This window comes from Pseudoxanthomonas sp. LjRoot204_2, from assembly GCF_056175765.1.
In genome coordinates this window covers 1-1,195 of sequence record NZ_JBGFFG010000689.1, presented here as the reverse complement: position 1 = coordinate 1,195, position 1,195 = coordinate 1, and the positions used below count along the sequence as shown (strand labels likewise).

1 protein-coding gene is annotated in these 1,195 nt (G+C 69.3%); it reads left to right on the top strand.

Annotation, left to right across the window (positions count from 1 at the left end; genetic code table 11):
- Positions 1–7 precede the first annotated feature (7 nt).
- A partial coding sequence (locus AC04L7_RS19115) for an amidohydrolase family protein (protein ID WP_475513763.1) occupies positions 8–1,195 on the top strand: 1,188 nt, incomplete at its 3' end.

The window sequence follows — 1,195 nt, the reverse complement described above, 5'->3', positions numbered from 1 at the left end:
ATACACGATGCGAATGACCTTGTTGGCCGGGCTGGTCMTGGCTGCGCTGGGCGCCGGCGCGCACGCCGCCACGCCCGCGTCCCGCTTCACGCAGGACCCTYATCCCAGTACCTACCGTGCCCTCGCGTCCGGGCCGGTGCTGTTGGCCAACGCCACCGTGCTGACCGGCACCGGCGAGCGCCTGGACGGCGCCGACGTGCTGCTGGCCGACGGCAAGGTGGCGGCGGTGGGCCGCGGCCTCTCCGTGCCCGAAGGCGCCACGCGCGTTGACGCGACCGGCAAGTGGGTGACGCCGGGACTGATCGATGTGCACTCGCACCTGGGCGTGTATCCCAGTCCGGGGGTGAAGGCGCACAGCGACGGCAACGAGGCGACCGCGCCGGTGACCGCGAACGTGTGGGCGGAGCATTCGATCTGGGCACAGGACCCGGGGTTCCACACCGCCCTGGCCGGCGGCATCACCTCGCTGCAGATCCTGCCCGGCTCGGCCAACCTGGTCGGGGGCCGCGGCGTGACGCTGAAGAACGTGCCGTCCACCAGCTACCAGGGCATGAAATTCCCGGGTGCCCCGTGGGGCCTGAAGATGGCCTGCGGCGAGAACCCCAAGCGCGTCTATGGCGGCAAGGCCGGCCCGTCCACGCRCATGGGCAACGTGGCCGGCTATCGCGCCGCGTTCATCGATGCCAGCGAGTACCTGAAGAAGAGTGCGCCCAAGCCGCAGCAGCCCAAGAAGAAACGCTGGTGGGAGCGCGCCAGCGGCGGCGACGGCACCGACAGCGGTGGCGACGCCGGCGGCAAGCGCGACCTGAAGCTGGACACGCTGGCCGGCGCGATCAACGGCGAGATCCTGGTGCACATCCACTGCTACCGCGCCGACGAGATGACCACGATGCTCGACCTGGCCAAGGAATTCGGCTTCAAGGTCGCTGCCTTCCATCATGGCGTGGAGGCGTACAAGATCGCCGACCGGCTGGCGCAGGAGAACGTCTGCGGCGCGCTGTGGGCCGACTGGTGGGGCTTCAAGATGGAGGCCTTCGACGGCATCCAGGAGAACATCGCACTCGTCGATCGCCCGGCGAACGGTTGCGCGATCGTGCATTCGGATTCGGACGAAGGCATCGAGCGCCTCAACCAGGAAGCGGCGAAGGTGATGGCGAACGCGCGCCGTGCCGGCATGGGCGATATCGCGCCAGAG